We start from the raw sequence: 5636 nt of genomic DNA, 5'->3' as shown, positions 1-5636 counted from the left end.
GAAGTGGTACAGAAATTGTTAATTGTATAGAAAATAAGATTGATTACATAGCTACAGAGACAAGTGAAAAATATATAGATGATATTATTTTACCGAGAATAAACAGCATAAGTTAGTTGCGTAATACAAATACAGCACGATACAGTACGACATAACTAAATAAAATACTGATTTTAATGTTTTTCACAACCTCTACAGACAAGTAATAGCTCCATTCATGAAAACACAAATATAATAATATATAAGGAGAAACAATAATGGTAAAATTAAATAAATGTTATTGTATGGATAATCTAGAATTAATGAGACAGATTGACGATAATTCAATAGATTTAATTTACTCAGATATTCTTTTTGGAACAGGTAAGAAATTTGCTGATTATCAAGATTTAAAACCTATTAAAAAAGTTATTGAAGACTTCTACATACCTAGAATAAAAGAAATGCATAGTATATTGGCATACACAGGCTCAGTATACTTACAAATGGATTATAGAATCAGTCATTGGATACGTTGCATTATGGATGATATATTCGGATATGAGAACTTTAGAAATGAAATAATATGGTGCTACAATGGTGGTGGGGTTACTAAGAAACAGTTTAACAAAAAACACGATAATATATTATTCTATAGTAAAAGTGATAAATTTAGATTTAATACACAATATCAGCCTTATAATGATAATAGTGCAAAGAGATTATTAAATAAACATAGAGGCGAAGACAAATCCGATAGATTAGAGTTAGGGACTCCTATGACAGATTGGTGGGCAGATATTAAATGTATAGTTAATCCTGCTAATAAAGAGTACGTTGGATATAATACTCAAAAACCTAAAGCGTTGTTAAATAGAATAATTAAAGCAAGTAGCGATAAAGGGGATGTCATTGCAGATTTTTTTTGTGGCAGTGGAGTAACGGGAGCAGTAGCTAAAGAGTTAAATAGAAAATACATAATGTGTGATATAAATAAAAGAGCAATCGAAATTAGTAAAGAAAGATTAATAAATAACTTAACAATAATATAAAAAATATCTTGACAATGGAAAGAATTAGGATTATAATAATATTAAGGAATTAGAAATAATAACTTTAACAAAAACAATAAATAAAAATAATATAAAAAAGGTGGTTTTATCAATGAAATTTTTAATTACATATAAGGTACTTACAATCCCACATGACAGTGGAATAGAAGATGTAAAGTTTGTAATTATATATGATGCTAAGGTTAGTGAATTAGGAGATTTAAGCTCTCATATAAACGAATATCTACAAAAATTCTTCGCAGAAGGAAACTATGAAATAATCAGTATGTTAAAAGCGGATGAAGAACTTGAAAGGTAATTTGCTCTCACATCAACAAGTAATTGAGTTACCTGAAAATACAGAAGTTTGGTATGTTGGTAATTGCTACGCTCAAGGCGAAATAAGAAAAGTTAAATATAATTGTTATAATGCTAAAAGAGTATTGGTTTCAGAAGATTTCAAATATATAAATATTGATAACAAGTTTGATTTTGAATTAATGGGATGCAAAGTTTATGAATTAGTATAACAATAAAATAATACATATAAAAAGGAGATTATAATATGGAAATGGGAATTTATACTTTATTAAATGACGATGAGGAACTTATGGGATTATATCAAACAGATGCTACTTTCAAGAAATCAATTGATGCAGGATATAGAGCAGAAATGAATACAGATGAAATATTAATATCTGCATTAAAAAATGGATATAAAGCTAAACAAGAAATTTATAATAACTTTGTAGAATATAAAACTTACGAGTGTATTGCTACAGTAATTAAGGAGAATTAATATGAGTTGGAATCAGGAAATGCAGAAGATATACAATGAGGTACATAGAGTTATATATGATGTTGATACTAAAGAAGTAATTGCATTAGTGGATAATTTGGATAAAGAGTTTATAGGAGATATTATTAATAAACATAATGAGGAATTGGATTTAGCTTTTAGGAATGGAATTAAAGAAGGAAGAGAAATAACTAAAGTAATATATAAATCATAGAATAATAATATAAAAGGAGTAAACATTTGAAAAATTTAATATCAAGTCTAAAAGAACGTACTGATATATACTGTTCAACAAATAATGGATTTTTACTTCAAGGAGATTGCTTGGAAAAACTAAAATTAATTCCTGATAAGTCAATAAATCTAATTTGCCTTGACCCACCATATAATATCAATAAAGCAGACTGGGATACATGGAAAACAGTCACTGAATATGTGGAGTTTATGGGTGAGGTATTCAAAGAATGCGAGAGAGTTTTAAAGGATAATGGTTCATTCTATTTCTTTCATAATGATTTTATGCAAATGGTTGAATTACAGTACTGGTTAAATAAGAATAGTAATTTCATTTTTAAACAATTAATAGTATGGAATAAAAAATTTAAAGGTGCAAAAAATGAAGGATTTTTACAAGGATTCATCGAACCTAAAATGTTAAGAAACTATCAGAAAATGGCTGAATATTGTCTATATTATACTTTTCAAGGCAAGTTTATTGAGACACCATATTCTAAAGTAATTAAAAAACAAATGAAAGAATTAAACCTAAAGGAAATGGATTTTAGAAAACTTAAAATATCCAAGAATGGCAATCCTACTGGTTGGTGTTCCAATATAATTAAAGGTAAGAATATACCTACAGAAAGTGACTGGGAATTAATATGCAAACTAATAGGTGAATATAGTTATGAATCATTACTACAAGAATACGAAAATTTAAGATATACATTTAATAATCAAAAAACACATCATTCCGTATGGAATTACGAAATAGCAAAGAAACGAGGTCATTGCACTCCTAAACCATTGGATTTAATAAAGAATATAATATTATACAGTTCCAATGAAAATGCCACAGTTTTAGATTGTTTTAGTGGCTCAGGAACATTAGCAGTGGCATGCGAAGAATTACATAGAAAATGGATTTGCATAGAGAAAGAAGAAAAGTATTGTGAGATTACTAAAGAGAGATTGATAAATATAATAATATAAAATTATTGTAATTCAATAAGAAGTATTTAAGATATAGAATAGAGAGGAGCTGAGAATAATTTCAGATGTATTAAGATTAACGATACCAATACCCCCATCAATTAACAACGAATACATGAAACCACGAGGCATAATGAAATATAAAGGTGGGAAACCATTCGCTATGGCAATGATGTATGAAACAGCTGAAGCTAAGAAGTTTAAAAAGAATATGGTCAAACTAATAAAAGAGGAGATAATAAAACAAGAGTTTAAATTTGAAACTAAGCCATATTTTGTTATGACTGAATGGACATTTTTCTTTCCAAAGACAAATATGGACAGCAATAATTATTTCAAGACATTTTTGGATGCGATAACAAATCTAAATGGACTTATATGGGAAGATGATAATATTAGCATGGTGAAAGATGCAAATATCTATTATGATAGTGAGAACGCAAGGGCAGAAGTAAAAATATACGCATCACCAAGAGTAGGCATTTTCAACGACAAATCAGAATATGATACTTTCGTTAATACATATTGTAGTAAATGTAAGAAAGGTAATAAGATAGGATTGAAAGGCGGTTGCTCAGTATATAAGAATGCGATGGAAAGTAGAATAAAAGAAGAGATACCAATGGCTACAGAAGAAGAAAGACTTAATAAAGTTTGCCTGAAAATTAAATTAAAATAATAACAATAAAAAGATATAAAATGTATTAACAATTAACAAAATAAGGATTATAATAAAAGAGTAGAAAATATTTACATAAGGAGAGAAATTATATGAATAACTTATCACAGGAAATTAAAAAGAAATTCACTTGGTATGATGATTTATATTTACAAAGTTATTTAAAAAATATAACTAATGATGATATGATTACACAACTTAATGAAAAACTTAATAAGCTTGATAAATCAGAGTTAAATGGATTAACTGAAATAGGATTGAAAGCTACAATAACTAATTGCCCTTGGAGTGTGTATTATATGAGCCAAGTGGTCAATATGGAAATAATGAAAATGAAAGTAATGATACAATAATATATAAAGTATTCTAATAGACGTAATATGAGAATATTGTGAAGGAGGTAACTATGACAAAGATAATATATAAAGCAAATATAACCTTTAAAATTACAGAAAATATAAATACAGATAAAGATAGCATTACACAAAAAAATGACATGGATAATAACATTAGAGAAATGATAGAAGATAATATAGACATGGACAGAGCAGAATACGAGATTACAATAAATTCTACTTTAGAAAAAAGCTAAAGTCACAATACAAAAAAATTCGACTTAATAAAACAATAGAATCTGGATTTCATTCAGAAAATTAAAATAGTATAAGTTTAGGAAGTGATAATATTAAAAGTTATTGTGTAGTGATTTACTAATTTGGATTATTAATATATTAAAATATAAGTTTTAAAAGATTCATATGGTATAATATAGAAAAATAAATTTTATGAAAGAAGGAATTAAAAATGGATCATACAATATTAGCAACATATTTTGACGGAGATAATTATAGTTTTGACTGGTTAGAGAATAATGAAGATGCAACAGAATGGTTAGATGAAAATAAAGAAAAATATACACAAATAGAGGTTATTTCAATTAATGTTATGGATGTAATATATCAATCTGATGATATAAAATAGTATAAGTTTTGAGAGGAGGAATTTATATGGATACGACAAATAAACATATCGGAAATGTTCTATCAAGATTGTCGGATGAGGAATTAAAAGAAGTCCTTGGGCAATATATTAAAAAATGTGAATTTAGTAATGCAGAATCAATGAGTGCATACTTTCAAAATGTATTAAAATGTGAAGAGTTTGATTATGATGGAAATATGAAAGTTTAATATAAGATTTGCGAAAGGAGGATTTTATTAATGAAATATATTTTAGAGTTAAGCTTTACAGATAAGCCAAATTGTTACGGATGTATGCTAAGCAGAACAAAAGGACTTGATTTAAATGGTGAAACAGTTATAGGATGTTCTGCTTTAGGTAGTATGCCTAAATGTCCTGAAGAAGGATGCCATAGAGATTGTCCTTTAAAAGAAGTAAAATAAAATGATATTCATTACAAGAGATACACAAACAAACAGTAATTTATCAGAATTTCATAGACATTGAAAATAATAATATAAGAGGAGGAAATTATTATGAAATATAAAAAGTTTTGGATATTATATGATGGAGAAGAAATAATAGAAAAGTTAGATACAGAATATAAGGCTAATTATAGTGCGAATATTCATAGTGGTGATTACTTTGGTGATATAGGTACAACGAGTGGATATTATATAATGATACCAATTGATAGAGATGTAGCAGGATATAGAAGCATGTTAATTAAAGATTTAATTTTAAGGCAAAATATAATTATAGAAAAAGCAAATAATAAAATGGTCGAGTTATCTTTAAAATTGTAATAAGTGTATAAAATTGAAATTTTATTAAGAAAATAAGATAATATAAAATAAATAGTCACACATTAGGTCACACCCTGCATAAAATATAACGTACATATCAATTAAGAAGGAGTTTATTAAAAGTAATAATAATTTACAAGAACAATAAA

13 protein-coding genes are annotated in these 5636 nt (G+C 26.6%); all 13 read left to right on the top strand.

Going from position 1 to position 5636, the window contains the following annotated elements:
* The first annotated feature begins 257 nt into the window (after positions 1-257).
* The 13 genes from VIM70_RS20510 (at position 258) to VIM70_RS20450 (ending at position 5487) form a co-directional block, all read left to right on the top strand.
* Entirely contained in the window at positions 258-1031 is a 774-nt protein-coding gene (locus VIM70_RS20510) for a site-specific DNA-methyltransferase (protein ID WP_331947646.1), read from the top strand.
* A gap of 112 nt (positions 1032-1143) precedes the next feature.
* A complete protein-coding gene (locus tag VIM70_RS20505) occupies positions 1144-1350 on the top strand; it encodes a hypothetical protein (RefSeq protein WP_331947645.1) in 207 nt (68 codons plus the stop codon).
* The gene (locus tag VIM70_RS20500) at positions 1340-1561 is read left to right on the top strand and encodes a hypothetical protein (protein WP_331947644.1); all 222 of its coding nucleotides are present in this window, start codon (positions 1340-1342) and stop codon (positions 1559-1561) included. Before VIM70_RS20505 ends, VIM70_RS20500 begins: the two co-directional genes overlap by 11 nt.
* Before the next feature lie 35 nt (positions 1562-1596).
* A complete protein-coding gene (locus tag VIM70_RS20495; protein WP_331947643.1) occupies positions 1597-1830 on the top strand; it encodes a hypothetical protein in 234 nt (77 codons plus the stop codon).
* 1 nt (position 1831) lies between these two features.
* Positions 1832-2044, top strand: coding sequence for a hypothetical protein (locus VIM70_RS20490; RefSeq protein ID WP_331947642.1), 213 nt, complete (start codon positions 1832-1834; stop codon positions 2042-2044).
* Positions 2045-2070: 26 nt separating this feature from the next.
* A complete protein-coding gene (locus VIM70_RS20485; protein ID WP_331947641.1) occupies positions 2071-3042 on the top strand; it encodes a site-specific DNA-methyltransferase in 972 nt (323 codons plus the stop codon).
* Positions 3043-3175: 133 nt separating this feature from the next.
* Positions 3176-3721 (top strand): RusA family crossover junction endodeoxyribonuclease, encoded by a 546-nt coding sequence (locus VIM70_RS20480; RefSeq protein WP_331947640.1) that lies wholly within the window; start codon positions 3176-3178, stop codon positions 3719-3721.
* 92 nt (positions 3722-3813) lie between these two features.
* Positions 3814-4074 (top strand): hypothetical protein, encoded by a 261-nt coding sequence (locus VIM70_RS20475; RefSeq protein ID WP_331947639.1) that lies wholly within the window; start codon positions 3814-3816, stop codon positions 4072-4074.
* Positions 4075-4127: 53 nt separating this feature from the next.
* Positions 4128-4313 (top strand): hypothetical protein, encoded by a 186-nt coding sequence (locus VIM70_RS20470; protein ID WP_331947638.1) that lies wholly within the window; start codon positions 4128-4130, stop codon positions 4311-4313.
* Positions 4314-4525: 212 nt separating this feature from the next.
* Positions 4526-4702, top strand: a complete 177-nt coding sequence (locus VIM70_RS20465) for a hypothetical protein (RefSeq protein WP_331947637.1) — start codon at positions 4526-4528, stop codon at positions 4700-4702.
* Positions 4703-4728: 26 nt separating this feature from the next.
* Complete coding sequence (locus VIM70_RS20460; RefSeq protein WP_331947636.1) at positions 4729-4911, top strand: hypothetical protein; 183 nt, start codon at positions 4729-4731, stop codon at positions 4909-4911.
* Positions 4912-4941: 30 nt separating this feature from the next.
* Complete coding sequence (locus VIM70_RS20455; protein WP_331947635.1) at positions 4942-5124, top strand: hypothetical protein; 183 nt, start codon at positions 4942-4944, stop codon at positions 5122-5124.
* A gap of 93 nt (positions 5125-5217) precedes the next feature.
* Complete coding sequence (locus tag VIM70_RS20450) at positions 5218-5487, top strand: hypothetical protein (protein ID WP_331947634.1); 270 nt, start codon at positions 5218-5220, stop codon at positions 5485-5487.
* Positions 5488-5636: the final 149 nt, after the last annotated feature.

It is taken from the genome of Clostridium sp. (assembly GCF_036569345.1).
In the GTDB taxonomy this organism is placed as follows: Bacteria; Bacillota; Clostridia; order Clostridiales; family Clostridiaceae; genus Clostridium_AD.
The sequence above is the reverse complement of the archived record's forward strand: the minus strand, read 5'-3'. Positions and strand labels throughout refer to the sequence as shown.

Excerpts from the sequence above, each read along its gene's own strand:
- VIM70_RS20495 (WP_331947643.1), top strand. The coding sequence starts at position 1,597 with ATGGAAATGGGAATTTATACTTTATTAAATGACGATGAGGAACTTATG.
- VIM70_RS20465 (WP_331947637.1), top strand. The coding sequence starts at position 4,526 with ATGGATCATACAATATTAGCAACATATTTTGACGGAGATAATTATAGT.
- VIM70_RS20475 (WP_331947639.1), top strand. The coding sequence starts at position 3,814 with ATGAATAACTTATCACAGGAAATTAAAAAGAAATTCACTTGGTATGAT.
- VIM70_RS20460 (WP_331947636.1), top strand. The coding sequence starts at position 4,729 with ATGGATACGACAAATAAACATATCGGAAATGTTCTATCAAGATTGTCG.
- VIM70_RS20480 (WP_331947640.1), top strand. The coding sequence starts at position 3,176 with ATGAAATATAAAGGTGGGAAACCATTCGCTATGGCAATGATGTATGAA.
- VIM70_RS20490 (WP_331947642.1), top strand. The coding sequence starts at position 1,832 with ATGAGTTGGAATCAGGAAATGCAGAAGATATACAATGAGGTACATAGA.
- VIM70_RS20510 (WP_331947646.1), top strand. The coding sequence starts at position 258 with ATGGTAAAATTAAATAAATGTTATTGTATGGATAATCTAGAATTAATG.
- VIM70_RS20505 (WP_331947645.1), top strand. The coding sequence starts at position 1,144 with ATGAAATTTTTAATTACATATAAGGTACTTACAATCCCACATGACAGT.
- VIM70_RS20455 (WP_331947635.1), top strand. The coding sequence starts at position 4,942 with ATGAAATATATTTTAGAGTTAAGCTTTACAGATAAGCCAAATTGTTAC.
- VIM70_RS20470 (WP_331947638.1), top strand. The coding sequence starts at position 4,128 with ATGACAAAGATAATATATAAAGCAAATATAACCTTTAAAATTACAGAA.
- VIM70_RS20450 (WP_331947634.1), top strand. The coding sequence starts at position 5,218 with ATGAAATATAAAAAGTTTTGGATATTATATGATGGAGAAGAAATAATA.